11 protein-coding genes are annotated in these 13,345 nt (G+C 69.2%); 3 read left to right on the top strand and 8 right to left on the bottom strand.

What is annotated here, in order from left to right; all coding sequences use genetic code 11:
• Nucleotides 1-48 precede the first annotated feature (48 nt).
• Genes Q9R22_RS05250 through Q9R22_RS05240 form a run of 3 tightly spaced genes read right to left on the bottom strand, consistent with a single transcriptional unit; the run spans nucleotide 49 to nucleotide 5,852 of the window.
• Nucleotides 49-1,335 carry a hypothetical protein gene (locus tag Q9R22_RS05250; protein WP_311254113.1) on the bottom strand — a complete coding sequence of 429 codons (1,287 nt, stop codon included), beginning with the start codon at nucleotides 1,333-1,335 and terminating at the stop codon, nucleotides 49-51.
• A 9-nt stretch (nucleotides 1,336-1,344) separates the two neighbouring features.
• Nucleotides 1,345-4,632, bottom strand: coding sequence for an SMC family ATPase (locus tag Q9R22_RS05245; protein WP_311254112.1), 3,288 nt, complete (start codon nucleotides 4,630-4,632; stop codon nucleotides 1,345-1,347).
• Nucleotides 4,629-5,852: an exonuclease SbcCD subunit D gene (locus tag Q9R22_RS05240; RefSeq protein ID WP_131332688.1), complete on the bottom strand. Its 1,224-nt coding sequence runs from the start codon at nucleotides 5,850-5,852 to the stop codon at nucleotides 4,629-4,631. Before Q9R22_RS05240 ends, Q9R22_RS05245 begins: the two co-directional genes overlap by 4 nt.
• A 586-nt stretch (nucleotides 5,853-6,438) precedes the next feature.
• On the opposite strand from Q9R22_RS05240, the gene Q9R22_RS05235 reads away from it, so the two are divergent.
• The 3 genes from Q9R22_RS05235 (at nucleotide 6,439) to Q9R22_RS05225 (ending at nucleotide 9,470) form a co-directional block, all read left to right on the top strand.
• The gene (locus Q9R22_RS05235; RefSeq protein ID WP_165489779.1) at nucleotides 6,439-6,945 is read left to right on the top strand and encodes a DUF6318 family protein; all 507 of its coding nucleotides are present in this window, start codon (nucleotides 6,439-6,441) and stop codon (nucleotides 6,943-6,945) included.
• Nucleotides 6,942-8,051, top strand: a complete 1,110-nt coding sequence (locus Q9R22_RS05230) for a PKD domain-containing protein (protein WP_242670651.1) — start codon at nucleotides 6,942-6,944, stop codon at nucleotides 8,049-8,051. The genes Q9R22_RS05235 and Q9R22_RS05230 overlap by 4 nt, the downstream gene beginning before the upstream one ends.
• Before the next feature lie 210 nt (nucleotides 8,052-8,261).
• Nucleotides 8,262-9,470, top strand: coding sequence for an ADP-ribosylglycohydrolase family protein (locus Q9R22_RS05225; RefSeq protein ID WP_207387887.1), 1,209 nt, complete (start codon nucleotides 8,262-8,264; stop codon nucleotides 9,468-9,470).
• 28 nt (nucleotides 9,471-9,498) lie between these two features.
• Here the strand turns inward: Q9R22_RS05225 and Q9R22_RS05220 are convergent, their stop codons facing one another.
• From Q9R22_RS05220 to Q9R22_RS05200, 5 genes are read right to left on the bottom strand one after another with little or no spacing between them, the layout of a single operon-like run.
• Nucleotides 9,499-10,080, bottom strand: coding sequence for a 3'-5' exonuclease (locus Q9R22_RS05220; RefSeq protein WP_131332686.1), 582 nt, complete (start codon nucleotides 10,078-10,080; stop codon nucleotides 9,499-9,501).
• Between the two features lie 39 nt (nucleotides 10,081-10,119).
• Complete coding sequence (locus tag Q9R22_RS05215; protein ID WP_131332685.1) at nucleotides 10,120-10,980, bottom strand: phosphotransferase family protein; 861 nt, start codon at nucleotides 10,978-10,980, stop codon at nucleotides 10,120-10,122.
• Between the two features lie 3 nt (nucleotides 10,981-10,983).
• Nucleotides 10,984-11,685 (bottom strand): RdgB/HAM1 family non-canonical purine NTP pyrophosphatase, encoded by a 702-nt coding sequence (rdgB, locus tag Q9R22_RS05210; protein ID WP_311254111.1) that lies wholly within the window; start codon nucleotides 11,683-11,685, stop codon nucleotides 10,984-10,986.
• Nucleotides 11,675-12,484 carry a ribonuclease PH gene (gene rph / locus Q9R22_RS05205; RefSeq protein WP_085106331.1) on the bottom strand — a complete coding sequence of 270 codons (810 nt, stop codon included), beginning with the start codon at nucleotides 12,482-12,484 and terminating at the stop codon, nucleotides 11,675-11,677. Before rph ends, rdgB begins: the two co-directional genes overlap by 11 nt.
• Nucleotides 12,485-12,494: 10 nt before the next feature.
• Nucleotides 12,495-13,334 carry an MBL fold metallo-hydrolase gene (locus tag Q9R22_RS05200; protein ID WP_131332683.1) on the bottom strand — a complete coding sequence of 280 codons (840 nt, stop codon included), beginning with the start codon at nucleotides 13,332-13,334 and terminating at the stop codon, nucleotides 12,495-12,497.
• Nucleotides 13,335-13,345: the final 11 nt, after the last annotated feature.

Genomic DNA, 13,345 nt, shown 5'->3' with positions numbered 1-13,345 from the left:
CCCGGTCCCCTGCGAACCGGCCCGGGCGGCGTCGTCGTGTGAGCAGCGTCAGATGCGGGGCCTGGGCCCGGGGCTGCGGCGTTGCGTGTAGTTGAAGATGAGGGCGGTGGCCAACAGCACCATAGCGGCCGCCATGGGGACCATGGCCGCGGTCATGTCGTCGAAGTGTACGCCCAGGTACGCGCTGAGCGTGAGTCCCAGCGCCGTGGCGATGCTCGACGTCACAGTCATGCGTGCCACGAGTCCCAGGAAGTCGCTGCCCGCAGTGACGTAACCGGCACTGCTGTGGAGGCACAGCAGGCACGGGCCTGAGAACAACCCGAGCGCGAGGAGCACGAGGGAATACCCCACGAAACCGGACGGCCCGGACATGAGCATGGATGCCAGCAGTGCACCCGTGGCGGCGAGAATCCACATGTTCTCAGCGCTCAACCGGCGGCGGAAACGCACGGCCAGGCTCGACCCCACGGCGGCCCCGAACCCCAGCAACGCATAGATGACCCCCATGGTCTCCACGCTGTCCAGGGACACTGAGTACACCACGAGGCACCCGAGTACCGCGCCCATGAGGGCGTTCAGCGCCGCCACACCGTAGATCAATCCATGGCTCAACCGGAACACGGCACGGCTGCGCCCGGGCGCGCCGCGGGGGCGTCGCCAGGACCAGAGGGGCATGTCCGCGCGGGGACAGCGGGCGGAGGAATGCAGGACGAATGCCGCCGTGATCAGCACGGTCCACACGGCGGCGAAACGCAGCACCACCGCCGGGCCCATGGTCACAGCGAGCAGTCCCGTGAGCGCGGCACCCAGCACCGTGGCCAGTCCCTCGTTCACGGATTCGCGGCGCATGGCCGCCGGGAACGCTTGTGACCGGTCCTGTGCTCGCAACACGGAGGCCCAGCGGAGCCGCGCGGCCAGTCCCATGGGTGTCATGACCACGCCGGCCACGAAGAACGGCGCGAGCGCGGACACGGCATCCCACGAGACCGGGATCTCGATGACCTGGGCTCGTGAAAGCACCCAGAGGATGATCCCCTGGATCAGGGAGAACGCGACCAGGGCCCACAATCGCCAGCGGGCGTTGGCCAGCGCGGCCACACCCACGCCGCTCACGGCTATGCCGAGACACAGGGACGCCGAGCTCAACGCGGCCGTCCACGCCGAGGAGGACGAGACCGCCACGAGCGTGAGCAGGCCCAACGGGGCCATGACCTGGGGCAGGCGGAGCAACAGGGTGATCGCGCCCAGCCCGCGATCACTGCGCACGGTGCGTTCACGAGGGGTGAGCACCTTGCCGGGCTTCTCGGGCGCGGGGCGGCGGATCGCGGTACTCACGACCTCAGCCTACGCGGCATCCCACGGCCCCGCGACGACCGACAGATGCGAGCCGCCGGGGGTCTTGGTGACCACGAGCTGGGTGTCGATGCGTTGTTTCATCTCGCTCACGTGGGACACCACACCGATGACCCGCCCCGTGCGGCGCAACCCGTCCAGGGTTTCGAGGACCTGCTCGAGGGTTTGTTCGTCAAGGGAGCCGAAACCCTCGTCCACGAAGAGCGTGTCGATCTCCTGTCCCCCGGCCTCGGACCGGACGACATCCGCAAGAGCCAGGGCGAGCGCGAGCGAGGTGAAGAAGGATTCCCCGCCCGACAGTGTCTCCGTGCCGCGGCGGACACCGGTCCACGAGTCGTCGATCTCGAGTCCGAGCCCGGACTTGCCACCCCCTCGGGTGCGATCCGTATGCACCAGTGTGAAGCGACCGGAGGACATCCGTGCCAGGTGTTCGGACGCTACCGCGGCCACGTGCTCGAGCTTCGCGGCGAGCACGAACGAGGTCAGGGTCATCCGCAGGGCGTTCTCGGGGGAGTTCGCCGTGGCCACGTCCGCGAGTCCGCCCAGGCGCTGGGCGTTCTCTCGAGCACGCTCGAGTTCGGCGTGTCGGGCGGGCATGTGCTCGGCGTGGGATGCGGCGTCGGCCGCGAGGGTCTGCAGTCCGCCCAGCTTCTGGTTCAATGCATCCCGCAACTGTTCGTACCCGTCCCGTTCGGCGGCGGTGCGAGCCAGTGCTTCCTCGGACAAGCCCGCGCGTTGCTCGGCGCTGAGCCCCTCGGCGCGTTGCATGTCCTGGGTCGCGAGTTCCGCCGAGACTGAGTCCCGCTCCTCCTGCAGGGCGGTGAGCCGCTCGGAGAGTTCGGCCGCGTCCGCCGGGTCCATGAGAGCCTCGTCCGCGGCGCTCTCGGTCTCGAACGGGGACGCGTCAAGGGCACGTTCCACGGCACCCTGCGCGGTGCGGACCTCGTGTTGCGCGGCCTCCAGCGCCCGCTGTTGCGATTCCCACTCGCTCACCGTGCGCACGAGGTGCTCGGACCGTTCGAGGAACTCGGTGGCCGAATCGAAACCCCTGATGCGCAGGGCCAACTCCTCACGCACCCGGTCGCACCGTGTCAGGAGTCCCTCGAGGCGCGCACGGGTCCCCGCGATGTCACCGTTGATCCGCGTCCCCTCCCCCTCGAGATCTTGGACCTTCCGCCGAGCAGCCGCGATCTCGGCCTCACCCCGGCGCACCCGGGTCAGGCTCTGCTCGAGTCGGGCCAGTTCCTCATCGGCGTGGCGACACCGGTCCACGGCGGCGTCGACGTCCGTGTCCGCGCCGCGCGCGAGCGCCTCGGCCGCACCGGTCTGCGCCCGCTGCCACGCTGCGTGGGATGCATCCACGGTGTCCTGTGCGGTGTCCCGGGCGGCGCGTGCGCGATCGAGTGCGTCATCGGTGACCTCGTCCTCGGTTCCGGCGCCGGCGAGGTGCGGGTGCTCCGTGGCTCCGCACACGGGGCACGGATCCCCCGGCTCCAGCCCGGTGGCGAGGGTCGCGGCCGCACTCGCGTAGCGCTGCGCTTCGAGCGCTTCCACGTGCTGGGCGGCAGCCCGCCGTGCGGTTTCATCCTCCCGGTACCGGCGCGCCCGTTCCTGCTCCTCCGCCCGGGCCCGTGCGTATTCCCGACTCGCGGCCACGGCCTCCCGCGCGGTGCGGGCCCGTTCGCGCACGAGGGCCTCGTCCTTGACCTCCCCCAGGAGTTCGCGATGCGATTCCTCGCTGCGGATCAAGGCGTCCCGCGCGGAGGCGAGGTCCCGGGTGAGGTGCGTCGCCCGCTCCTCGAGCGCCGAAAGGGCCTTGCGTTCACGAGCCGCCTCCTCCTCGTCCCTCGTGAGCGACTCCTCCTGGGCCACGGCGCCCCTGGCGAATTCGCGCGCGGTCACGACTGCATCGCGCAGACCCGCGGGCACCTGCCCGGACTCGTCCACGGCGTCCATGAGGCTCGCGTCCGGACCCAGAATGTGCTGAGCCACGCGGGCCGACGGCGCGTCCCCCGTGACAGTGGCACACAGGTCGGTGACGGCGGCGTCAAGGGTCGCGACACGCCGTCGGGCGTCGCGCAGTTCCACGAGCGGCGCTTGCAATTCCTGTGCCGCCTCGTGCTCGCGCAGTTGTCGGGCCGCGTCCTCCGACTGCTCCGCGTGCTTCGCGAGTTCATCCCGGCGCCGCGTGAGTTCGCCGCGCCTCCTGACCAGCGAATGCAGGGTCTCCAATTGTGCGTAGCGCTGCTGGGCCCCTGTGTACGACGACGCCGCGCCATCCCGTGCCCGGCCCACCGTGTCTACGAGGGTGTCGCAGTCGTCGACCAGCTCACGCCATCGATCCGGGCCCCCTTCGTTGTCTGCGTCTCCCGATTTCCCGTCCGCGGGCCCCTCCTCCGAAGCGGCCGACGCAGCACTGGTCGAGGCTCGGCCCTGGTCAGACGAATTCGCGTCGGTTTCTCCACCGTTGGCGTCCGCCGCGGTGCCCACGGCGACGTTGCCGATCGACCCCTCGTCCGACGGGAGATCCAACCGGGTCCGGAGCGCCCCGGGGAGGTCCGATAAGACGTCCTCCGGTAACCGGGCGACCGTGTGGGCCACGCGTTCCCTGAGCCGGGCGAGGACCTCGTCCGCTCGTTCCGCCTCGCGTTCCGCCTCGTACAGGACGCTCTTGGCTCGATCCGAGCGCGTTTTCAGCTCATCCTGGATGTCCGCGTAGACGTCCGTGCCGAATAGCGTTTCCAGGAGGTCTTCCCGCTCCTTGGAACCGGCTTGCAGGAACCTGGCGAACTGGCCCTGGGGAAGCATCATCACCTGGGTGAACTGCTCACGGTCCAGGCCCACGACGTGGTGGATGGTCTGCCCCACGTCGTCCGGGCGGTAACCGCGGTCCACCCATTGCCCCGCCACGTGTTCCCGCAATGACACCGTGGCGTGACGGTCGCTCCACCCGGACGCGGCCCGGGAGGACGGTTCGCGCCACGCGGGCGTCCTGCTCACGTGCCACCGCCGGCCACCCGCCGTGAACTCCAACTCGACGCGCGGCCCGGTGCGGGGATCCGCGTGATCACTGTGCTGGGCCTTGCGCCCGCCCTTGGCGGCAGTCGTGGGCCCGGATCCGTAGAGCGCGAAGCAAATGGCATCCAACACGCTGGTCTTACCCGACCCGGTTTCGCCGTTGAGCAGGAAGACCCCTGCCTCGTTCAGGACGTCGAAATCCACCGTCTCCCGCTTGGCGAACGGCCCGAAGGCGGTGATCTCCATCCGATGCAGCTTCACTGCTCCACTCCCCTGCTGCGCGCGGCGGCCACCGCGTCCGCGATCTCGTCCTGTTCCGGCCCGGACAGCCCCCGGTGCCGCACGTGGTCGTAGAACTGGGCGCACAGCTCCTCGGCACCGGCGGCTTCCGCGACCCGCGCGCTGTACGCCTGCTGGGTCAGAGTCCGGCCGCCCTCGGGTTCCCAGCGCAGTTCCACCGTGCGGGGGAACCGCGTCCTGATCCGATCCATCGCGGATGCCGGGCGGTCACGATCCGTGAGGACCACCTGACACCAGGCACCCTCCGCCGAGGTGTGCGCCGGATCCCGTAGCAACTCGTCGAGTGTCCCCCGCAGGCACGCCAGATCCATGCGCACGGCGTGGTCCAAGCCGGTGACCTCACGGACCCCGGTCTCCTGGACGTCCACGAGCCACGCTCCCTTGGGGTGTCCGGCCTCGGAGAAGGAATAGGCCACGGGCGAGCCGCTGTAGCGCACGGCGTCCGCGACTCGCTGCCGGCGGTGGATGTGGCCGAGCGCCGTGTAGTCATGACGGGCGAAGACCTCCGCCGGGACGGTGCCGAGGCCCCCGGAATCGACGACGCGCTCCGAATCCGTGGGTTGCGCCCCCGTCACGAACGCGTGCGCCATGACGACGGACGGGATGTCGCCTCGTTCTTTCCTGTCCGCATCGATGCGCTCCATCACTGTGCCCAGCACGGCCTGGTGCGTGGGTGCACAGTCGAGCGACAGCGCGGCCGCGCGCGGTTCGATGTACGGGATGCCGTACACGGCCACCGTAAAAGCCCCCGACAGAGTGGCACCGCGCGGGTCGGGGGCGGGCGGCGCCGTCGCCCGGGCGACCGTGATCGTGGAGTCCGTCGACTGCGAGAGCAGGACCGGGACGTGGGCGTCCGGCACGCGGGTCAACAGGTGGACGCCGCCGTGGGACATGATGCCGGAGCCGAAACCCAACCGCGCCGGGGAGTCGTGGTTGCCGCTCGTGAGTATCACGTACGCGCCCGCCTCGCGGATCTGCGCCAGGGTGGTGCTGAGCAGCTCCACCACCTCCGTGCGGGGCTGGGCGCGGTCGTACACGTCCCCCGAGACCAGGACCGCGGAGACACCGTGGTGCCGCACCCACTCGACGATCTCGGCCATGGCCTGCGCCTGGATGTCCAGGATGTCGACGCCGTGGAAGGTACGCCCCAGGTGCCAGTCGGAGGTGTGCAAGATCAGCATGGGGTCAATGTAACCGCGGTCTCGGACACCCACAGCGACCTCCCGCACATGTGCAGGTCACACGGCGCAGGCCCCCTGACGGTGTGATCCGCCGCGGCCGCCACCGCTTCGCTAGGCCGGCGGCGCGCCACGTGGCGGATTGTTTCTACTCGCTAGTTCCCTCTTCCACGCCGTGACCAGGGGTCATGCATGCGCATGTTCTTCGTCGTCCACAAGCTACGGCCCGGCCATGGCCCGCGCCGTCTTGCGCCTCTATGCTCTGGGGGATGTCTGGTACGTCACACAACGGTGTGGCACGAGGGGGTTCACCGGGATGCATTCACCACGACTGATCGCCACGGCCGGCCGGGGAACGACCCTCGCCCTGCTCGCAGCGCTGCTACTCACCGGGTGCGGTAACGGCTCGCCCGGAGCGGGTGGGGGTAACAGCGCCGCGCCCACGGGAGTCACTTCCGCGGGGACGACGGCGCAGCCCACGTCCCCCGCGCCGGACGCCTCCCCCGCATCCCCGACGACGCCGCAGAGCGGGTCCCCGAGCGGGTCCGACAGCGCATTGCCCGATGACTGGCGTCCGGAGGAACCCACGGTGCTGGCCACGGGCCAGAAGGTCCCGGAGGACTACGAACCCGCCACCCTGGAGCATCCGGCCCGCAATGTTCCCAAGCCCGTGATGCCCGCGGAGGCCAGGGACGAAACCGAGGCCGGCGCGCAGGCGTTCCTGAACTATTGGCTAACCGCGCAATGGTACGCGTTTCAGACGGGGAACACCTCCTACGCTCGAGAGGTGACTTCTGAGACTTGTAGCAGGTGCACAGATCAATTTTCGAGAATTACGGACAGTTACGATTCCCAGAAATGGATGGCCGGGGGAAATGAGACGTCCGAATTTCTGCCAAACTCCTTCAGGCAGCGTCCAACAGGCGAGTACACGATACCGGTTGAAGCAACGAGTTCCGGAATTTTGGTAATCAACGACCATCAGGTCGTCAGCCGACAAATGCCATACGACAGCGCGGACGCCCTGGACGTGACGTTGATGTATGAAAGTGGCCGATGGATTTACATTACCGCCTCCCCCAGGGGATCGCTATGACAACCCATACTGGATATCAAGGATCCCTCGCGATAATATTTGCATTATTTCTACTCGCGCCGACTTATATAGGCGTCAATCAGGCCACCGCAGCCGAATCGGCTGACTCTTGGGGACAGGGCTATTTCGCAGGTTTCGAAAACACCACCGCCGATGCACACGGATCACTTATCCGCATGTCCTTGGAATCCCGGCGTAATGGCGCCACAGCACCGCCGCGAGGGATCCAAGCGGGGACGAGGGGCCAGCAGCCGGCCACGGCAGAAACTAGCGATTGGGATCCGGATACCGATCCCACGTTCCAGAAGGCGCTGCGTGATCGGCTCATGTCCAACGAGGATTCAATCTTCTTCAACGCCCGCCTGATGGACACCGCTAAGAACAAAACCGTCTACGGCCTCCAAGACCCCTGCACCGACCAACGTGGGGCAGCACTCACACGGTGCCGTACCACCCAAGAATGCACCGACGACACCGGGGCCGCCGGTGTGAACATGGACATCGTCATTGGCGGGGCCAATGACAGGACCCGCGCCGCGCGCGGTACCCAACTGTGCGTCAGCAACACCCAAGCCGATCAAGCCAGCGACGACGGGTACGTGCCGCTGCCGGTGTTCACCCTCCAGGACTTCCAACAACTGGCCGTCGCCCCCGCCGCCAGTCACGTCCAACCCGCCCCGGACACCTTGAAGAACATGCACACCAATGTTTATGCGCAGGCCCAACCCCAGACCTTCACCACGACCCTGGGTGGCTACCCTGTCCAGGTGAGGGCCTACCCCGTCCAATACACCTGGTATTACGGGGACGGCACCACCCTGGGCCCCACACCCCTGACCGGGGCACCCCTACCCGACGGTGCGTGGGATGAGCCCACCGACACTTCCCACGTCTACACGACCACCGGGGACTTCACCGTGACCCTGACAACCTCGTTCTACGGGGAATACAACATCGCCGACACCGGCTGGCAACCGGTCGCCGGCTACAACCACGTCACCTCACCCCCGGTGGCGCTGAGTGTGTGGCGGGCCACCGTGCACAACGTCGCCGATGACTGCCACACCAACCCCACCGGCATCGGCTGCCCCGGCGCCGACAAATAGCCGAGTCCAGGGAAGGCCCCCACGCTCTCGAGGCCGGACATGCCCGTTAGCCCTCACAATCTCCTGAGGCACCCGGCCGACTTGATCCGTCCCGTACCCGAGGCGCCCCCAGCCCGGGCAGGCTCCCATGCCGCCCGGACCTCTCGAACGGCCCCATGCCCGAGCTGCATCACCCCGCACCGTCCTTTGCCACCCTCATAGACTGACCCCATGACCTCACCGCGCACCCCCGAACTGTTGGAACAAGACCGCGGTCTGGACGCGGCGTCGTCGTGGTATCCGTCGCTCGTGAGGAGCGTGTTCCTCGCGCCGTGGCGCGCGACCGCGGCAGAACGACCCGGCGAGGGAACCCAGCTCCTCGCGCGCACCGCGGGGGCGCTGAACGAGGTGGCCCACTGGGCGAATGACGGTCAGGCCGCGGATCCCACGGCGTGCGCGTGGCTCGCGTACTTGCGCTGGGCCATGCGCAACGGTGCGAAGCTCCCCGGCGACGCACCGCACCCGCCCGACGACGACCTGGACCACGACTACCCCCTCCTCACCGCACCGGGTGAGCACGCCGGGGACGGTTTCACCGCCTTGTCCATGGGCCGCCTGGGCGAGGTCACTCGTCCGGTCCTGCCACGTGCGGACAGCGCCGAGATCCTGGCCCGCACGCTGCCCTATGGACTGGTGCCCCACATCGGGTGGAAGTCGCTCGTGGCCCTCGCCGTGGACTCGGCCGCGATCACCCACGGCAGCGCCGAGGCACAGACCGCGGCTGTTGGTGCGGCCCTGACCGTTCACGCGGCGGGCCGTGCGCGGGGCAGTGGGGCCTCACTGCAGGACGTGGTCGAGGAAACCGGCCGAGTGGTCGCACTCATGACCCGGCCCGCGCCCCTCACCCGGGAGTTGCTCGACCTGTGCGCGGACCGATCCGCCCGGGACTCCCTGTTCGATGGGATGACGGAACCCGCGGGAGCGTTCACGCGGGCCGTGGGGGACGGAACCGCGGCGTCGTCGGCCCTGGCACTGGGGCTCGCGGCGGTGCTGTGTGCCGAGGATGCGCCGCACGCGGATAACTCGGGGGACGACGTCGCTCAGCGGGCTCTCTCGCTGCTGTCCGGTCACCCGGCGGCGAACGACGCGGCACGTACCGTCGCGGTCAGTGTTGCTGCCGCGCGCTGGGGGCTCGGCGACGCCGCACACGGCGAGGACATCGGGGAGAGCGACAACGGCTCGGTCGGCGGCAACGGCGTCGCCGGCGACGACCGCATGGCCCGGCAGGACGCCGTGGCCGACGACAACAGCCGCACCACAAAAACGGACAGCGGCACGGACACATCCGGCACCGATCCCTCCGGAACCCGCGCGGCGACCCGCCGTGAACTGCTCGCCCTGGCCGATCGCTGGCTCACCCTGTGGCGGCCGCACGCCTGAGAACCACCCCGATCGGAGGCGCGTCGCGTCACAGGGTCGCGCGCTGCAGCCTGACCCCGTAGTGCGCCGTGAGTTCGGCCATGCTGCGCGCCCCACTGCGGCGCGCGAGATCGAGCACGATCCCGGCGCACGCGAGGGAGTCGCTGAGCGCATTGTGGTGCTCCGCGACCTCCGCCCCCGCCGCGCGGGACGCCGACGGCAAAGCGTAGGAACGCAGCGTGTAGGCCGCGCGGGCCAAGCGGAGAGTGCACGCGTAGTCCCACTTCCGAGCGGTTCCGCCGCACGCCCGGTTCGCCGCCTTGATCACGCCGGTGTCGAAGACGGCATTGTGTGCCACCAGAACCGAATCCGGATCCTCCGGGCTGATGTTCTCGCACATCCAGTCCCACAGCAGGTCGAACGTGGGCGCGTGGGCGACGTCCGCGGGCCGGATGCCGTGGATCCGGACGTTGCCGGGCTCGAACCCGTCGTGGCCGAGCGGCGGACGGATGAGTGAGTACCGGGTGTCCACCACCTGACCGTCCCGGACCCGTACCACCCCCAGGGCGCATGCGGACGCAGGGCTGCGATTGGCGGTCTCGAAATCTATGGCGGTGAAACTGACGGGCACCCGATCAGGGTAGGCAACGCCTCCGACATGGCATGTCGCTCACACGGAGGCCATGGCGCGGGTCTCGTACCACGCGTCCGCCTTCTCCACGGCCTGGCGGATCTGGGCGGTGTCGAGCTCATGGTGCAGCGCGTATGCCACGGCCTGCAGCGGGAAGATCCGGGAGTGCAACTGCGCGCGCAGATAGTTCTCCTCGTCCGTGGCCTGGCGCACGCTGGACCAGCCGAACCAGAGTCCCAGGGACGCGACGTCGTACGCGGGATCGCTCATGCTCGCGTGGTCCCAGTCGATCACGCCCACCAGGTGATCGTCCTGCCACAGCATGTTGGAGCCCATGAGGTCCCCGTGCACGAGCCGCGGCGGGACGTTGTCCAGGGCCACGAGGTCCTCGATCGCATTCATGGCGCGGTCCCGGTTCCGCGGGAGCAGCAGCGGCAGCACCTGGTCCAGCAGGACGTGGCGACGGCGGTGACCGCCCCAGTGCTGACCGGGCCGGTCCAGCCACGGTTCCGCCGCGCGCGCGTCCGCATCATGTACCTGCTCGAGGACCCTGCGCAGCTCCCGCGGGTCCGCGTGCCCCGGCGGGCGGGGGCTGCCCGGGATCCACGTCATCCCCACCGCGGTGTACCGCCCGTCCTGCAGCACGGGGGTCAGGGGGCGCGGCACGGCGAAGTCGAACTCCGGTAGCCGCGACAGCGCACGGGTACGCCTGCGCACGTTCTCCCCCGAGGTCGGGTTCTTGGCGATCCGAACGCTCATCACGTGCCCCGCGTTGACCACGATGTGCGCGGACCCGCCTGCGTGCAGCTCCCACTCGGAGCGATCCACGCGCACCCTGGCCTCCGCCAACACAGCCTCGACAGCCGGAGCGAAAGGTAGGTGTCCGCACGCGAAAGTCATGGGTCAGTCCTCTGGCTCCGGTTCCAGGGGGGACGCCACTGCTGCTTCCGGCCCGTCCTGCCGCGCGGTCCCACTCGAACCCGCGAGCAGCTGCAACAAGTGCGGCAACACGGCGGCCATGGCCTCCGCACGATGGCTGATCCTGTTTTTGTGCTCTGGGCTCAACTGCGCGCAGCTGAGGCCGTCCTGGCCGTCCGGGGCGAAGATCGGGTCGTAGCCGAACCCGTTCTCCCCCGCGGGTTCGCGCAGAATGTTCCCGGGCAGCTCACCCGTGACCACGTGCTCGGCGCCGTCCGGTGCGACGACCGCGGCGGCGCACAGGAAGGAGCCGCGGCGGTTCTCGGGGGCGATGTCCCCGAGCTGGGCGAGCAGCAGCTGGAGGTTGGCGGCGTCGTCGCCGTGGACCCCGCTCCACCGCGCGGAGAAGATGCCCGGGGCGCCGCCCATGACGTCCACGCTGAGTCCCGAGTCGTCCGCGAGCGCGATGAGTCCCGTCTCCGCGGCGGCAGTGCGCGCCTTGAGCAGCGCGTTCTCCTGGAACGTAACGCCCGTCTCGACGACGTCGCTCAGCCCGGCCGTGCGCGCGTCCACCACGATCCCGGGATCCGTCAGCCCCGCGTCGCGGAGCATGGCCTGCAGCTCGCGCACCTTGCCCGCGTTCTGTGTCGCGAGCACCACGCGGGCACCGCGTACGTCATCGGCCACGGGTGGCCTCCAGGGTCTCCCGCTGGATCTCGGCCAGCTGGGCGCACCCGGCCACGGCGAGGTCGAGCAGCACGTCCAGTTCGGCGCGCTTGAACGGTGCGCCCTCGGCCGTGCCCTGGACCTCCACGAAGTCCCCCGAGCCGGTCACGACGACGTTCATGTCGGTTTCCGCGCGCACGTCCTCCACGTACGGCAGGTCCAGCATGGGAACACCGTCGATGATCCCCACGGACACGGCCGAGACCGTGTCGATGAGGGGGTTGACCCGCGGCTTGAGGATACCGTTGTCGTGGGCCCAGCGGATGGCCTCGGCGAGCGCGACGTACGCGCCGGTGATGGACGCGGTGCGCGTACCGCCGTCGGCCTGCAGGACGTCGCAGTCGAGGACCACGGTGTTCTCCCCGAGGGCCTTGAGGTCGATGATCGAACGCAGGGAGCGGCCGATCAGACGCGAGATCTCATGGGTGCGGCCACCGACCTTGCCCTTGACCGATTCGCGGGCCGAGCGCGTGGAGGTGGCGCGCGGGAGCATGGCGTACTCCGCGGTGACCCAACCCCGGCCCTCACCCTTGAGCCAGCGAGGCACGCCCTCCGTGAGGGACGCGGTGCACAGCACACGGGTGCCGCCGAATTCGATCAGGGCGGAACCCTCGGCCTGTTCGGACCAACCGCGGGTGATGGTGATGGGCCGCAGTTCGTCGACGGCGCGCCCGTCCGCTCGTACCAGCCCCGATGCGGCGGAGCCACCCTCGCCCGTGGAATTCTCGGTGGATCGTGCCGGCTCGGTAGGCGAAGTCATGGGTTTCAGCCTAGTCCCCGGTCACCGCGCTTGCCAATGCAGTGAACGACTGGTCGGTCGGCCCGGCAACGTCGTAACTCGTGGCCACGCGGGCCACCGTGACCGGACCGGAGAACGCTCCGGCGGCCTCCGCCGTGGCCGTGTCCACCGAGTTCCACACGGGCAGGTGGGTCAGCAGCAACCGACGCACACCCGCGGCGGTCGCGGTCTCTCCCGCGCGCTTGCCCGTGAGGTGGATTCCGCGCAGATGGTCCTCGCGGCCCTCCTGGTAGGCGGCCTCGCACAGGAACACGTCCGCGTCGCGGGCCGCTGCCACGAGCTCGTCGCACACGTCGGTGTCCCCCGAATACGTGAGGACTTCCGTGCCCTGGGCCCCGCGGTACTCGACGCGCAGCGCATAGGGCTCGGGGCACGGGTGGTTCACTGGGTGGGGTGTGACCGTGAACGGACCCACGGTCACGGGCTGGTTGGCCTGCCACACGTGGAAGTCGAACTCGGTGTCCATCGAGTGCTCGGGCGGCAACAGGTGCAGCTGGTTGAGGTAGCCGTGCAGCATGGACGGACCGTAGATCGGGATGCGACCGCCCTGCCATCCGCGGGGATCCCACTTCACGGCCACGTGCAGACCGCCCACGTCCACGCAGTGGTCCGGGTGCAGGTGGGAGAGCATGATCGCGTCGATCTCGTGCAGGTCGATGTGGCGCTGCAGGACACCCAGGGCACCGTTGCCCATGTCCAGCACGATGCGCCACGTGCGCCCGTGCGCGTCCTCGCCGGAGAGCAGGTAGCACGAGGCGGGGGCATCGGGCCCGGGAAAACTTCCGGTGTTACCGATCACTGTGAGGATCATGGGTGATCGCC

The organism is Kocuria sp. PD6 (assembly GCF_031844145.1).
In the GTDB taxonomy this organism is placed as follows: Bacteria; Actinomycetota; Actinomycetes; order Actinomycetales; family Micrococcaceae; genus Kocuria; species Kocuria marina.
This window is presented reverse-complemented; position numbering and strand designations above follow the sequence as displayed.

Excerpts from the sequence above, each read along its gene's own strand:
- Q9R22_RS05215 (WP_131332685.1), bottom strand. The coding sequence starts at position 10,980 with ATGACTTTCGCGTGCGGACACCTACCTTTCGCTCCGGCTGTCGAGGCT.
- Q9R22_RS05240 (WP_131332688.1), bottom strand. The coding sequence starts at position 5,852 with ATGCTGATCTTGCACACCTCCGACTGGCACCTGGGGCGTACCTTCCAC.
- rph (WP_085106331.1), bottom strand. The coding sequence starts at position 12,484 with ATGACTTCGCCTACCGAGCCGGCACGATCCACCGAGAATTCCACGGGC.
- Q9R22_RS05230 (WP_242670651.1), top strand. The coding sequence starts at position 6,942 with ATGACAACCCATACTGGATATCAAGGATCCCTCGCGATAATATTTGCA.
- Q9R22_RS05200 (WP_131332683.1), bottom strand. The coding sequence starts at position 13,334 with ATGATCCTCACAGTGATCGGTAACACCGGAAGTTTTCCCGGGCCCGAT.
- Q9R22_RS05225 (WP_207387887.1), top strand. The coding sequence starts at position 8,262 with ATGACCTCACCGCGCACCCCCGAACTGTTGGAACAAGACCGCGGTCTG.